General features: G+C 64.1%; 10 protein-coding genes and 1 pseudogene. 5 read left to right on the top strand and 6 right to left on the bottom strand.

Features of this window, described 5'->3' with window-relative positions:
* The first annotated feature begins 349 nt into the window (after positions 1-349).
* Both XcyCFBP4188_RS01590 and xopL read left to right on the top strand, forming a co-directional pair.
* A pseudogene (locus XcyCFBP4188_RS01590) lies at positions 350-1,499 on the top strand (sialidase family protein).
* Between the two features lie 85 nt (positions 1,500-1,584).
* A complete protein-coding gene (gene xopL, locus XcyCFBP4188_RS01585) occupies positions 1,585-3,393 on the top strand; it encodes a type III secretion system leucine-rich repeat domain-containing effector XopL (RefSeq protein ID WP_046932925.1) in 1,809 nt (602 codons plus the stop codon).
* Positions 3,394-3,975: 582 nt separating this feature from the next.
* Here xopL and XcyCFBP4188_RS01580 read toward each other — a convergent pair.
* Both XcyCFBP4188_RS01580 and XcyCFBP4188_RS01575 read right to left on the bottom strand, forming a co-directional pair.
* Positions 3,976-4,707: a copper homeostasis protein CutC gene (locus XcyCFBP4188_RS01580; RefSeq protein ID WP_006448637.1), complete on the bottom strand. Its 732-nt coding sequence runs from the start codon at positions 4,705-4,707 to the stop codon at positions 3,976-3,978.
* On the bottom strand, positions 4,704-5,768 hold the full coding sequence (locus tag XcyCFBP4188_RS01575; RefSeq protein ID WP_104591521.1) for a glycosylasparaginase: 1,065 nt from the start codon (positions 5,766-5,768) through the stop codon (positions 4,704-4,706). Before XcyCFBP4188_RS01575 ends, XcyCFBP4188_RS01580 begins: the two co-directional genes overlap by 4 nt.
* A 926-nt stretch (positions 5,769-6,694) precedes the next feature.
* Here XcyCFBP4188_RS01575 and XcyCFBP4188_RS01570 point away from each other — a divergent pair.
* Positions 6,695-8,182: a vWA domain-containing protein gene (locus tag XcyCFBP4188_RS01570; protein ID WP_428977225.1), complete on the top strand. Its 1,488-nt coding sequence runs from the start codon at positions 6,695-6,697 to the stop codon at positions 8,180-8,182.
* A gap of 29 nt (positions 8,183-8,211) precedes the next feature.
* Positions 8,212-8,784: a sigma-70 family RNA polymerase sigma factor gene (locus XcyCFBP4188_RS01565; protein WP_043907183.1), complete on the top strand. Its 573-nt coding sequence runs from the start codon at positions 8,212-8,214 to the stop codon at positions 8,782-8,784.
* A gap of 462 nt (positions 8,785-9,246) precedes the next feature.
* On the opposite strand, the gene XcyCFBP4188_RS01560 is transcribed toward XcyCFBP4188_RS01565, so the two are convergent.
* Positions 9,247-9,435 carry a hypothetical protein gene (locus tag XcyCFBP4188_RS01560; RefSeq protein ID WP_146094021.1) on the bottom strand — a complete coding sequence of 63 codons (189 nt, stop codon included), beginning with the start codon at positions 9,433-9,435 and terminating at the stop codon, positions 9,247-9,249.
* Between the two features lie 482 nt (positions 9,436-9,917).
* Here XcyCFBP4188_RS01560 and XcyCFBP4188_RS01555 point away from each other — a divergent pair, with 482 nt between their 5' ends.
* A complete protein-coding gene (locus XcyCFBP4188_RS01555; RefSeq protein ID WP_146094020.1) occupies positions 9,918-10,598 on the top strand; it encodes a hypothetical protein in 681 nt (226 codons plus the stop codon).
* Between the two features lie 659 nt (positions 10,599-11,257).
* Here XcyCFBP4188_RS01555 and XcyCFBP4188_RS01545 read toward each other — a convergent pair.
* The 3 genes from XcyCFBP4188_RS01545 to XcyCFBP4188_RS01535 are packed head-to-tail and all read right to left on the bottom strand — an operon-like array spanning position 11,258 to position 13,580.
* Positions 11,258-11,830 (bottom strand): GNAT family N-acetyltransferase, encoded by a 573-nt coding sequence (locus XcyCFBP4188_RS01545; protein ID WP_006450741.1) that lies wholly within the window; start codon positions 11,828-11,830, stop codon positions 11,258-11,260.
* Positions 11,831-11,881: 51 nt separating this feature from the next.
* Positions 11,882-12,358 (bottom strand): chemotaxis protein CheW, encoded by a 477-nt coding sequence (locus XcyCFBP4188_RS01540; RefSeq protein ID WP_006450740.1) that lies wholly within the window; start codon positions 12,356-12,358, stop codon positions 11,882-11,884.
* 34 nt (positions 12,359-12,392) lie between these two features.
* Positions 12,393-13,580 carry a chemotaxis protein CheB gene (locus XcyCFBP4188_RS01535; protein ID WP_006450739.1) on the bottom strand — a complete coding sequence of 396 codons (1,188 nt, stop codon included), beginning with the start codon at positions 13,578-13,580 and terminating at the stop codon, positions 12,393-12,395.
* Positions 13,581-13,586 lie beyond the last annotated feature (6 nt).

The following is a 13,586-nucleotide window of genomic DNA, read 5'->3' as shown; positions in this document are numbered from 1 at the left end:
GGCAACTCGGCACTGAAAAAGCCGGTCGCACCTGTTTACCGCGTCGCAGTGCGCCGACCAAGCGCCAAGCCCACCGCACACCGTGCCATCTCGGTAACGGCCTGCGCGCGTACGACTGAATCCCAGCGACACCACTACGCAATGCACGTCGCAGGCGCAGCAAAGTTCTGCGCGATGGCGGTCGCGGTCAAGCCAGGTGCGGCAAGCCAGCGCAATGGGGGAGCGGATGTGATGACATCGCGGGGCCTCGCAGTGGTCGGCGACCACGGCCACCTGGGATGACCAGAGCGCATGGTATTTAATAGATAATAAATAGGTATCTTTAAAATCTGCACAGGACCGGACCACGATGCATCCGCCACGCCTGCTGACCTGCCTTGTTACGAGCCTTGCCGCGTTCACCGCGCAAGCGGATTCGCCCGCATCCCGGCCCTCGCCCATCGTGCTCAGCGAGTTCATCGCCGATCCGGCGCCGACGCCGCAGGCACACGCCTCCACCTTGCTGGAAACCCGCGACGGCACGCTGCTGGCGGCCTGGTTCGGCGGCGCGCACGAAGGTGCGGCCGATGTCGGCATCTGGCTCGCACAACGCGGCCCGCAGCACTGGCAGACACCGCGACGCATTGCCGATGGCGCGCATGCCGGCGCGAATGGCGCCGCAGTACCGGCCTGGAATCCGGTGCTGTTCCAACCGGCAATCGGGCCGGTGCAGCTGTACTACAAACTCGGCCCCAATCCGCGCGACTGGTGGGGCCTGCGCATCACCTCAGATGACGACGGTGCGCACTGGTCGCCACCACAACGCTTGCCCGATGGCATTCTCGGCCCGATCAAGAACAAACCGGTGCAATTGCCGAACGGCCGCATCCTGGCGCCAAGCAGCAGCGAAGACCGCGGCTGGCGCGCGCATCTGGAATGGAGCGACGACGATGGCGCGCATTGGCAACGCGGCATGCCGCTCAACGAGCCGTCCGTCATCGGTGCGATTCAACCCAGTCTGCTATTGCACACCGATGGCCGCGTGCAGGCGCTTGGTCGCAGCCAGCAGAACAAACTCTTCAGCACGTTCTCGACCGATGGCGGTCTGCATTGGCAGCCGATGCAATTGCTGGATGTAGAGAATCCCAACTCCGGCACCGACGCCGTCATGCTGCGCGACGGCCGCGCCCTGCTGGTCTACAACCCCGGCATCGCCGGCAAGGACTGGTGGGACGGCCGCGGCACGCTGGCGGTGGCGCTCTCGGATGATGGCGTGCACTGGCAACGCGTGCTCACACTGGAAAACAGCGCAAAAGACGAATTTTCCTATCCGGCGGTGATCCAGACCCGCGATGGCCTGGTGCACATCAGCTACACCTGGAAACGTCAACGCATCAAGCATGTGGTGATCGATCCGGCGCGGCTTGGCGCGTGCGTCCTGCACAGCGTCTGCCGGCACAGTCCTACCCAAGGGGAGATCGACTACCGACGGCCGCTCCATCGACGCTTCGCTGCCCTGACCAGGGCTTCGCGTCGAGACGCTTGTGCAATGCGCTGCAGTTGGATGATTTCCACTGCACGTGATGCAACGAACGAGGAAATAGGATGCCGCGCATCGGTCAGGCACGCACGCCAGAGGTTCCGCCGGAGCTTCCACTTCAGGACGTCTCCAACCCAAACGCGCTCCCCTCTGATCGGACGCGGCCCCGCGCCGCTCCCGTACGCGGTTCAGGCCTGCTTGGTGGCCTGCTCGGGCGTGTGACCGGCAACCGTCCGCGTCGCCCATCATCGACACCAGCGTCATTCGAGATCTCTGGTCAGCAGCCCAGGTCGGACGCTGCGCGCCCAGGCTCGCACGCCACGACAGGCGACGCGCAGTTGGAGCACGGCGCATCGACTTCCAGCTACGAAAGCGCGTTGTCGCAATGGCGGCAGGAATGCGCGGCGGCCAATGCGCAATGGCGCACCGCATGGAGCGCTGCCATCGACGGCATGCCGGCCGTCGAGACGAATCCGCACCGGGCTCTGAGGGCAACCGCAGCAACGTTGGCGGGGGCAGCCAACCCCGCTGTCGCATCGCTGAATCTCCACTCCCTGCCACTGCCCCGATTCCCTGGGCAGACCCGCCGTCTTTCTCACCTGGAACACATCACCATCAGTGCAGCGGGCTTGTTGGAACTTCCGCAATCCATGCAAGACTTCGCCAACTTGCAGACATTGACGTTGGAGCAGAATCCGATTCGCTCGCTGCCGGCATCCATTTCTCACCTAAGCCAATTGCGCCAGCTCAGCATCGTCTTCTGTCGGGACTTGACAGAGCTCCCCAGAAATCTTGCGATCCGCAACGCATCCGGCCAATACGAAGGGCTGATCAACCTGCAAACACTGCAGCTATTAGGCACAGGAATACGCGTCCTTCCGACCTCGATCATGTCCCTGGAAAATCTGAAAAGATTGCAGGTGATGCATTCACCATTGGCACAACTTGCCATCAACATTCATCACATGCCCAGGCTGGAAGAGCTGGATTTGCAGGGCTCGGCATTACGCAACTATCCCCCGGTTACCAGGGGCCGTGCGCCGTTGAAGAGACTCAACCTGCGAGACTGCAGCGAGCTGGTCACTCTGCCACGCGATATTCATACGCTGACGCAGCTTGAAGAACTTGACCTGCGAGGCTGCAACAGACTGGAAGCACTGCCTCCGACAATCGCCGCACTGCCTGCCGCTTGCACAATCCGGGTTCCACCGCATCTGCAAGCGCAACTCGACCGACTCAGGCAGCACATAATGCCGCCAAGACAAGATCGCACCGCCCGCGTCGACACGAATCCCCGCCGCGCCCCCATGACCGATACGGCGGGTGCATCTTCCTCTGGCACTGCGCTCACCGGCATGGAGGCGCGCAAAGACGCGCTCGAAAGAATCGATACCACCGCACATGCCCTGTTGAGCGTTGTCGTTGATGACGAAAGAAACCCTTTTATCGAAGGCGCCCCATCTTATCTTCCTGAAAAGCGGCCTTCAGGAACTCCCACCACGCTTGGCGAGGTACCCGCACTCAAGAAAATGCTCGATGAAAGCAGGGATCCGGATTTCCTGACAAGGGTGCAAGCAATGGCGGGTGACACGCCGAGAGTCGAAGGGATGACCGGTGAAGACCTGAGCGATCATTACACGGCCGTCAGCAACTGGAAGGCGCAGAAAAATGCACACCTGGGCATCGTCGATCATCTCGGACACTACGTTTATCACCAAAACAGCGAAATAAACGCATCGACGCTGGCCAAAGCGGTACAGATGTGGAAGACCCGTGAGTTGCTCGTCGATGCACGCCCGCAAGATCGCCCACAGTTTCCCCTTTTCACGCTCTATCCCCCCGAGGATGCGCACGAACGCTCGGATGGCGAATAGAAAGACCTGGGCGATGGATCCTGGCTGCCGACAGGCTGCGTGCAGAAGCCGCAACATGCCACCGATGTGGAAGCGTTCAGAGCGATGACCGTGCTGCCCGGCAACGCGCCGGCAGCTGGCAGGCTGCTCTTGCCCAACCGCCGCACAGCGCGCACTTCCAGGTACATCAGATCTGTCTCGCCTTGCATCCTGTAGCGCCGGCTGACGTCCTGGCGCGAACAGACCTTCGGTGATCTACCGATCAGCAAGCGCTTCCAGCCGAGAACATCGGAACCTCCGCGCGACCCCATGACGCCACGCGTGATCACGGATTGGGGAGGCGGATTCAACTCCGATTCGCAACGCTGTTGAGGACCTCCTCGGAGAAGACTTCGAGGGGCGTTTTAAATCGACGAATTCGCGTTGGCTTTCATGGTGTTCGAGGAAGCCGGCTGCGCCTGGCGGAGCTGTACATGGCTCACGCCATCACCGATCTCCGGGAACGAAGACGCGAATACCCAAAGCACAGCCGCCTTGCGGCTGAAACGGCGCGAACAGACCGTGGCAATCGAATTTCTCGCCACGGTGCGCGCTGCGCGTTGTTCAACGTTGCTGCAACAATTCCACCATCCGCTGCACCCGTACGACATCCGTACGTTGGTAGTCACCGCCCAGATCGCGAATAGACGGGTGCGGCGCCTGCACCTGCGCGGCGATCACGCTGCGCGCGGAGGCGTGGAACTCCTGGGCGCCGGTGTGTTCGCTCACGGTGCGAAGGTTGTACTCGGAGAGCCCGGCACCGGGCATGATGCTGATGCGCTCACCCGCCTGCCGCACCAGCGCGGCGATGGTCTCGATACCTTCAAGCGCGCTCGCACGCGCACCGGAGGTCAAAACGCGCTCGCAGCCCAGTTCAATCGCATCTTCCAGCGCACGCGCAGGATCCGCACTGACATCGATCGCTCGATGGAAGGTCACACCCAACGAACCCGCTGCCTCGATCAATACCCGCATCGTGGACATGTCGACCTGCCCATACGGATCCAGCGCGCCCAGCACCACACCATCGCACCCCAGCCGCACGCACTGCTCCACATCGCGCCGCATCACCTCCACCTCGGCCGCATCGAACACGAAATCGCCCACGCGCGGGCGAATCAGCACATACAACGGAATCTGCAAGCGCTCGCGTACCACCGCCAACGTGCCGAACGAAGGCGTCAGCCCGCCGCCGTCCAAACCACCGCACAGCTCCACCCGCATCGCGCCGCCCTGCTGCGCCGCCAACGCCGAGGCGATGGAATCCGCAGCCACTTCCAGCCCCAACGCGCTCATGCCGCAGGCTCGTTGGTGTAATGGCTTTCTCCGGGCACCAGCAGATCCTGCCGCTGCGCATCGCAAACCGCGTAACTGAAGCCCCTCTGGATCGCGAAGGCGCCTACTTCGCCGCGTTTGTTCATCGCCAGGAAGCCCACCTTCAAGGTGCGGGTCAATTCCGGCTTGCGCCGTATCAATCGCATCACCACGTCACGACACGCCTCGGCGGGCGACTTGCCCTGGCGCATCATTTCCACCACCGCAAAACTGCCGACATTGCGGATCACTTCTTCGCCAACGCCGGTCGAGGTCGCACCACCGACTTCGTTATCCACGTACAAACCGGCACCGATGATCGGGCTGTCGCCCACCCGGCCATGCATTTTCCACGCCATGCCGCTGGTGGTGCATGCACCGGACAGATTGCCGTGCGCATCCAGCGCCAGCATGCCGATGGTGTCGTGATTGTCCTTGCCACCCGGTAACTTGGCATCGCGCCAGGCGCGGTTTTCAATATTGGCTTCCGGCGAATACTTCGAGGTCTTCAACCACTCCTTCCACGCCGCCTCCGAGCTAGGCGTGAGCAGCTTGGTCTGCGGAAAGCCCTGCTCCAGCGCAAACTGCCGCGCACCATCGCCGACCAGCATCACATGCGGGGTTTTCTCCATCACCGCGCGCGCCACCGAGATCGCATGCACCACATCTTCCAGTGCCGCCACCGAACCGCAATTGCCCAGGTGATCCATGATGCAGGCATCCAGCGTCACCCGCCCATCGCGATCCGGGTAACCGCCCAGACCCACCGTGGGATTGCTCGGGTCCGCTTCGGGCACGCGCACGCCGGCTTCCACCGCATCCAGCGCGATCCCGCCGGTACTGAGAATTTTCCAGGCCTCCTGGTTGGCCGCAATGCCGAAATCCCAGGTGGAAATCACCCGCGCCGCGCCGCGCGGCAACACCGCAACACGACCAGGCGTGTTGGCACCGACCGCCGCCTGCGCACGCGCGCTCCACCCGGCCAGACCGGAAGCGATCGCACCAAGCGTGGCGCTCTTGAGGAAGTGACGACGTTGGATCATCCGGGCGAACTCCATGCATGAAGAAAACAGGCAGCCGCAGGACGCGGCAACAGCCTTCCATCATGCGGCAGCGCCGCGTGCGGATAAACCGTATTGCGGCCCCCAGCAATGCGGATCCGCGCATAACGCACCGTGAAGGCTGTAGAGCCCCTCTCCCATCGGGAGAGGGGTTGGGGTGAGAGTACGGGGCGACCGACAGCGCCCTGCCCAGCCGTACCCTCATCCGGCGCTACGCGCCACCTTCTCCCGATGCGAGAAGGGAGGAATCAAGGCCCTCTCACATCGGGGCGAGAAGGCACGGCTTGCGCGCCACTGGCGCGCGTGCCTCGGAGCGCCCGCGCTGCTAGCGCGGGCCGGGGCGCGGAGCGGGGGCTGGGGTGAAGGCGGAAGCAAGTAATGCCACTTCACCCAGCCAACCCTTCATCTGGCGCTGCAAACAGCAGCACCCACCAGCGACCGAAAAAATCTTCGACTCACGTAACCCCATTCGCCGCACTGGCCCGTTTACTCAACAGAGGCGCAGTGCACGGCGACCTCGGGCTGTCCGGTTGTTCACCCATCCCATCTTCGCCACGCAAAGGATTCCCATGCCACGTCACAGCCTTCTCGCGCTCGCCCTGCTACTGAGCGCCTGCTCGCACGAACCCACCGAGCCGAACAGCGACAGGTCGCGCACCACCGCCTTGCCTGCCACCACTCAGCCTTCGCAACCCACGGCATCGACGACGCCGCACGCCGAAGGCCAGCTCGCAGTGCCTGCCCCTGCACACGCAATGGAGCAGCCTTCCACGCCGAGCCCACCACCTCCGCCATCATCGCCATCATCGCCATCAGTGATGCCATCGCCGATGCCGGCAGCGTCCATCGCGCTCGAGTCCTTCGTGGCACAACGCGCACCGGCCGCCAAACTGGTCGCACAGCGCCCAATGCTCGACAACCTCATGCCGATGCCGCCGATCCTGCCGGCACCCGCCGACAACCGCGAAACCTATCAAACGCTAAGCGACAACCCGATCGTGCAGACCGCAGCGAATCCGGTGTCCACCTTCAGCATCGACGTAGACACCGGCAGCTACAGCAATGTGCGTCGATTCCTGAGTGCAGGCACGCTGCCGCCGGTCGACGCAGTGCGCGTGGAAGAACTGATCAACTACTTCCGCTACGACGATCCCGCACCGGCCGACGGCAAACCCTTCGCGGTGCGCACCGAACTGGCGCCCACACCCTGGAACAACGACAGCCTGCTGCTGCGCGTCGGCGTCGCCGGTCGCGCTATCGCAACCGCCGATTTGCCGCCGGCCAATCTGGTGTTTCTGGTCGATGTCTCCGGCTCGATGGAATCGCCCGACAAACTGCCGCTGCTGCAGTCCTCGCTCAAGCTGCTGGTGCGCCAGTTGCGTGCGAAAGATCGCATCACCCTGGTGACCTACGCCGGCAACACCGCGGTCGTACTCCCGCCCACGCCCGGCGACCAGCAAGGCCGCATCATCGAAGCGATCGACACCGTGCAATCGGGCGGTTCCACCGCCGGCGCCAGTGGCATCGAACTGGCCTACAAGGCGGCGCAGCAGGGCTATCTGCGCGGCGGCATCAACCGCATCCTGCTCGCCACCGACGGCGACTTCAATGTCGGCGTCACCGACTTCGATCAGCTCAAGGGCATGGTCGCCGAAAAGCGGCGCTCCGGTGTGGCGTTGTCCACGCTGGGCTTCGGCACCGGCAACTACAACGACACCTTGATGGAACAGCTGGCCGATGCGGGCGACGGTGCCTACGCCTACATCGACTCGCCGCTGGAAGCACGCAAGGTACTCACCCACGAGCTGGGCGCGACGCTGGCCACCATCGCGCGCGACGTCAAGATCCAGGTTGAATTCAATCCCGACACGGTCAAGGAATATCGCCTGATCGGCTACGAAAACCGTGCCTTGCAACGCGAGGATTTCAACAACGACCAGGTCGATGCAGGCGAGATCGGCGCAGGCCACACCGTCACCGCGTTGTATGAAATTACTCCGACCGACGGCCACGCATCGGTGGACCCGCTACGCTATGCCACCACAACCACCGCGCCTCGACAGCAGCGGGCGGTCGACAGCGAACTTGCGCACGTCAAATTGCGCTACAAACTGCCCGACGCACAGCGTAGCCAGCTGCTCGACACGGTGGTCCGCAGCGATCAACGCCGCGCCTTGAACGCCACCAGCGATGCCTTCCGCTTTTCCGCCGCAGTGGCCGGGTTCGGCCAGCGCCTGCGTGGCGGCAGTCAGTTGCGTGGCTGGGATTATCCGCAGGTACGCGCCTTGGCTGCCGGCAGCCTGGGCAGCGACCGCTTCGGCTATCGCGCCGACTTTCTGCGCATGGTGCAGCAGGCCGACACCCTGAGCACCCGGCCACTCGCCAACACCGACTGATGCACGCGGCGCTTGCCTATACTGCGCGCATGCAACCTGCCGATCTTGCGCATCTTCCCGACGAGGAGCTCATGCTCCTCGTCGCCAATGGGTTTGTCGAACAACCGGCCACCGAGTTGTTCACGCGCCACAACCGCGCCCTGTTCAATTTTTTGGCCTGGTTGTGCGAAGGCAACCTGAGCGAAGCAGAAGATCTCGCGCAGAAGACCTGGGTCAAGCTGATGACCCGCTGCAGCGACTATCGCCCCGGGCAAGCGACGTTCACCAGCTTCCTGTTTCAGATCGCGCGCAACGGCTGGATCGACACCCGCCGCAGCGCCTATCACACCACCTCGGTTGCGCTGGACGATGCGCATCTGCAGCTGCCCGACGACGACCTGAGCGCCGAGCAGTTGGCCATGCTCGGCCAGCAGCAACACCGCGTGCGCGCCGCAGTGATGGCATTGCCGCACGCACAGCGCGAAGTGGTGGTGTTGCGCTTCTTTGCCGAACTCAGCATGGAGGAAATCGCCCAGGTGATCGACGAAGGTTTCGAGACCGTCAAGAGCCGGCTGCGCTATGCGTTCGCAAAACTGCGCCTTAGCCTGGATGCGACGCAATGAGTAGCGCATCCGACCGCTTTCTCGCGGGCAGCGATGGCCTTGCCGCACTGCTGCGTGCCCTGCCGGCGTATACACCGCCTGCGTCCATGGATGCATGGTTTGCGCAGGCCGCGCGCACTGCCGATGCCGAACGCAATGCAGCGACTCCCGCACAGGACGGATTGCAATTCGAAGCACCCTCCACGATGGCAGCCGTGTTTGCCGCCGCCGCAGCGCAAGCCGAACAAGCGCAGGCAGCACAGCGCGCTGCCGTACAGGCGCGTCTTGCACAGGGCGAACGTGCCGATCAGGCATTGGGGACGGCGTTGAGCGCATCTGCGCGTGCGTGGATCGAGCAGCAAGCGCGCACCGACAAGGCAGCTATGCAGCCGAGTGTGGATGTGCCCTCCGCTGCAGATGTGTCGATGGCTGCAGAGGTATTGCTAGCTAAAGATACTTCGATGGCTGCGGATTTATCTCTAGCTAAAGATGCGTCGATAACTGCGGATCTGTCGGCTTCTTCGAATGAAGCAGCAGATACATCTGGAGCTGCATCGCGCTCCTCATCTGCGCCTGAAATTGCATCTTCATCGGCGTCTGCATCTGCATCTGCGTCTGCTGCTCATGCTCAGGCTCAGGCTCAGGCATCAACACTGCCAGCACTCGAATCAAGCACAACCTCCACTCAAACCAGCCACGCTGTCGCCTCCCGGCGCAGCAGCCGTCGCCCGCGCTGGATGCCGACGCTCGCCTTTGCTGCATCGATCACGCTGGCCGTTGGCATTGGCCTGCAGTGGCAGGCCAGCCAACCCACGCTGGAGCTGCCGACGGCTACGACGCCTGATACGGCATTGGCAGAACCGCAAAAGACTCAACAGGCAACGCGCGACGCCCACCAAGTTGATCGCACAGCAGACAGCACATCCGACATGCCTGCACTGCCGGCACCGGCGTATGCCGAGGCTCCCAATGCGGCGGCGCCTCCGACAGCGGCGTTGCCATCGCGGTCGCCATCGCCACCACTGCCCCCAGCGCAGCCATCGCCAGCTCCGGCCCTCACTCCGGAACCAGTCAGTGCGCCATCGTTCACTCCTGCTGCGGCACCTGCACCTGCTGCTGTGCAGGCGCCTGCTGCGGCGCCTGCACTTGCAGCCGTGATCGTCGCCGAACCTGCGCCAGGCGTTGATGCGCAATCCATCGACGCGCAGGCACCAGCAGCGCCCCCGCCGCCCGCTCCCATCGTCGCAAGCCCGGCCGATGCGTTCGTCAGTGGCTCGCTTGCCGCAACCGCAGATCGCAGCACACCCGCAGCCGCACCGATTGCACCAAACGCGGCATCGGCACCTGCATCGCCGCCAGCGCAAACCTCACTGGTCGAGCGACAGACAGACGCGCATGCAGCAGAAACACCATTGATCTCCCGCGCCGCGCCTGTCGCAGGCCAGGCTGCTCCGCTGCGCGTGCGCAATGCACCCACACTGCACCTCGATGCCTATCGCGATGCATCTCCATCATCCAAACCAGCCGCAAGCGCAGCCGCACCGGACGCAACGGTCTACCAGGCAAAGGGCAGCATGGCCCGCAAGCCCGGTCCGCTACCGCTTTCCACCTCACCACGCGACTGGCTTGCGCGTTACGCACTGTCTGCCGATCGAGTGCCTGCCCAGATCCGCCTCCGGGCCGCCACAGCGGATGCGCCCGAGGTGCAGAGCTGGGCCACTCAACTGCGCGATCAACTCAAGCAACGCAGCTGGTCGACGCAGGTGGATATCGTGCAAGACACGCATCTGGCAGCTGACCAGCTACGCCTTGAACCATTCGACACTGCGCAATAAGGGCGCCCCCTTTCAGCACAATGCTGCGATCAACGCAGACATCAACGCAAGGTAGCGCCACTGGGCAACGCGCGCAGTTGTGTAAGCCCTGACCTTTTGGTGGATCAGTCGTCTCTCAAACGTCAGGCGCTGCACAGCACATCGCGAATAAACGCTCAGCAAATCGACCGCGCGCATCAGCGACTCAACGCGTACACCACAGGCACTAACAGCGGCTAACAAAACCTAGCGAGCGAGCGCCTGTCAGTGAGTGCAGCGATTTTGTCGGCCGCATCTTGGTGGATGCAGTCAAAAAAAGCGCAGATCAAACGCTGAGTGGGTCGAATGCGCGGTGCCCTCACCGCTCGCGGGACACGCCGTGAACCCGTCCCTGGGGGCTCGGTGGCGGCATCCATGCCGCCACACGGTCCCGCAATCGGCGAGGGCACCGCACAGAGAGTTGATCGGTTGCTGTGTTTAAAACCACGCATAACGACCATCTCGACTGGTCCTTGCCCGCCCACCGTCGCGGGACCTTACGCGGCATGGATGCCGCGTAAGAGCTTACAAGGACGTACTTGCAGCGTGTCCTGCGATGGTGGGCGGGCAAGGGCCCTGCAGGCAGGCAGCAGATCAGCCGGCCTGCAGTGGACTGGCGTGAAGTAGTTTTGTTAGCCGCTCTAAGCGCCAACAGGCGGGTCGTCGTCGCGCAACTTGCTGGTCAACACATGGTCGCGCCAGACGCCGTTCAATTGCAGATAACGCCGGGCATAACCTTCGACCTGGAAACCCAGCCGCTGCAGCACGCGTGCACTGCGCAGATTGTCGGGGACGTATTGCGCCATCACCCGATGCAGCCCGAGCGGGCCGAATGCGAAGGCGATGCCCTGCGTGGCCGCCCACTGGATCAACCCGCGTCCCTGCTGCTGCGCATCCAGGCCGTAGCCCAGATGGCAGCCCTGGAAAGCGCCACGCTGGATCTGGGTGAAGCCGACCGTGCCGATCACCTGTGCCTCGCGCAGCAACACCAGTTGCAATTCGCGTTCGCCGGGCACCGCAGTGCGATAGGCGATACTCAGCCGCCGCCAGCCGTCGGTGGTGTAGAACGCAGGCGGCCGCAACGGCATCGCACCGGCGAGATGTGCGCGGTTACGGGTGTGGTACTCGGCCATCGCCGCTGGATCGACCACCGCCAGATCGCACAGCACCACACCGTCTGCATGATGCACTGGCGCGAAGACGGGAAGGCTCATGACAGTGCGCGTAGTACAGATGCCGCCGCGTCGTCGTCTAGCCAGCCGCGCTTAGGCAGCAACCGCCGCAAGCGCCTGCGCAACCTGCGCTTCGATCGCATCCAGGTTCGGCAGCAGTGCGCTCTGCTCGCCCAGCAGCACACGCATGTGCACGCCGTCGGGCAGTGCGTCTTCGGAGGCGTCGGCCAGCAGGCCATCGCGCGGCACCGAGATCAACTGCGGGAACGAGGCGGTGAGCAGCGCGAAATACGGCAGCGCCGGATCGCCACCCAGCGCCTTCAGCACGATCACCTTGTTGTTGACTGCGGCGGGCTCTTCGCCCATGCCGCTGAGGCGCGCGAACGACAGCAACGGCACTTTCCAGCCGTACCAGTCGATGCGCCCGACCACCCAGCGCGGCATGTCGGCCATCGGCTCGACCGCTACCCGCGACATCACCTCTGCCACAGTGGCATTCGGCAGCAGCACGCGCTCCTGTCCGGCCTGGATCAGGACGCCGCGGATTTCGTCATTGTTGGCGTAGCTCATCGCACTTGTTCCGATCTGAGAGGAAGCGCCCGGCTTACGCCGGCCAGCGCTGAGCCAACGCCTGCGCCAATTGCGCAGGGTCGCCGGTCAAAATGCCTTGGCGCGCCAGACGTGCTGCCGCGGCCGGGTCGTAGCAACCGTCGGCGGACTGACCCGCCAACCAACCGCCCTGTTCCGCCAGTGCCAGCGACGCATCCACCAGCGCCTCGTTGGCACCGCTGAGCATCAGCACCGCACTGTCGGCCGGCGGCAACGCGGCCACCAGCGCGGCAGGATCGGTGTGCGCGATAAAGGCCAGGGCGCCCGCATGCTGCTGCACACCGACTTCTTCGGGCAGTACATACACCTTGCCGGCCACGATCACCTGGCCGACTTCAGCCAGTTCGACCGGCAGCGCAGACACACGCCCCATCTGCCGCACCAGGTTGCCGTACTGGCCACCATCCAGCGTCATGCGCACCAGCACGGGGCGCGGAAACTGCGGCGGCAGCGCGCCCAGCAGCCGACGGATCGCATCCGGGCCACCGATACCGGCCATCACCAGCACCGCGCCGGCGGCCTCGCCCGTGTGGTCCAGCTCCACCAGCGACAAACCGCCGGTCGACAGCGACGCCACGTCCAGCTCGGCACGCGGGCGCACCACCACGGCGACCTCATCGACCAGGCCCCAGGTGCTGGAATCGCCCAGCGACAGACCAGGTTTGTCGTCAACAACCGCAGCGGCATCAGTGCTGCCGGAACGCGTGAAAAATCCATCGCCAGGAATGCGTTCGAAGATCTGCGCCGCCGCTTCCAGATGTTGATCGAGCTGCAGATCCGAATGCTGCCGCGGCGCCAGTTCCAGGCCCGGCTCGGGCTGCAGCGAGGGCTCGCTCTCGGTGCCCGGCGGCAACACGTCGGCATGGCCGTGCAGCTTGGCGGCCAGGTGGCGTACCCAGCGCTGCGCTTCCCAGCCCTCGCGGCGCACGGTCAGCTCGGCCTCGTCGAATATCACCGTGACGCCCGGCATGTTGAAGGCCGGCTCCAGCGCCTCGAGTGCGTCTTCGATCGACGGCTCCAGCGAGACCAGCACCGCCACCGGCTCGGCGTCGCGCAGCATCTGCACGTCCACCGCAGAGGGATCGTCTTCCAGCACCACCTGCGCGCCGGCCAGACCGAGCGCTTCACGCAGGCGCTCGCGCGCCGGACCGGGCCGGCCCAGCAGGGCGACCGGCGTTCCCATTGCGCC

It is taken from the genome of Xanthomonas hortorum pv. cynarae (assembly GCF_002939985.1).
GTDB lineage: Bacteria > Pseudomonadota > Gammaproteobacteria > Xanthomonadales > Xanthomonadaceae > Xanthomonas > Xanthomonas hortorum_D.
This window is presented reverse-complemented; position numbering and strand designations above follow the sequence as displayed.

Excerpts from the sequence above, each read along its gene's own strand:
- xopL (WP_046932925.1), top strand. The coding sequence starts at position 1,585 with ATGCCGCGCATCGGTCAGGCACGCACGCCAGAGGTTCCGCCGGAGCTT.
- XcyCFBP4188_RS01580 (WP_006448637.1), bottom strand. The coding sequence starts at position 4,707 with ATGAGCGCGTTGGGGCTGGAAGTGGCTGCGGATTCCATCGCCTCGGCG.
- XcyCFBP4188_RS01575 (WP_104591521.1), bottom strand. The coding sequence starts at position 5,768 with ATGATCCAACGTCGTCACTTCCTCAAGAGCGCCACGCTTGGTGCGATC.
- XcyCFBP4188_RS01570 (WP_428977225.1), top strand. The coding sequence starts at position 6,695 with ATGCTCGACAACCTCATGCCGATGCCGCCGATCCTGCCGGCACCCGCC.
- XcyCFBP4188_RS01565 (WP_043907183.1), top strand. The coding sequence starts at position 8,212 with ATGCAACCTGCCGATCTTGCGCATCTTCCCGACGAGGAGCTCATGCTC.
- XcyCFBP4188_RS01545 (WP_006450741.1), bottom strand. The coding sequence starts at position 11,830 with ATGAGCCTTCCCGTCTTCGCGCCAGTGCATCATGCAGACGGTGTGGTG.
- XcyCFBP4188_RS01540 (WP_006450740.1), bottom strand. The coding sequence starts at position 12,358 with ATGAGCTACGCCAACAATGACGAAATCCGCGGCGTCCTGATCCAGGCC.
- XcyCFBP4188_RS01535 (WP_006450739.1), bottom strand. The coding sequence starts at position 13,580 with ATGGGAACGCCGGTCGCCCTGCTGGGCCGGCCCGGTCCGGCGCGCGAG.